Genomic DNA, 247 nt, shown 5'->3' with positions numbered 1-247 from the left:
GGCGCACCGGTCGCGGTGGTGTCGCCCATGGTGGCGCTGTCGCTGCCCGGCAGCGAGACGTTGCCCGCCGCGTCCACGATGGTGGCGGTCACGGTCAGCTTGGCATCGCCCGGCAGGCTCACTTCCACGTCCACCTTTTTTTTTTTCGTGATGTCGGCATCGGTCAACAGGCGGTCGGCCTGGCCGCTCACCTTGAGGGTGTCCCCGGCCTTGGCATCGCCCGGCAGGCTCACTGCCACGTCCACCT

Source organism: Aeromonas sp. LsrichE-8G, from assembly GCF_022869435.1.
Taxonomy (GTDB): Bacteria; Pseudomonadota; Gammaproteobacteria; order Enterobacterales; family Aeromonadaceae; genus Aeromonas; species Aeromonas caviae.
This window is presented reverse-complemented; position numbering follows the sequence as displayed.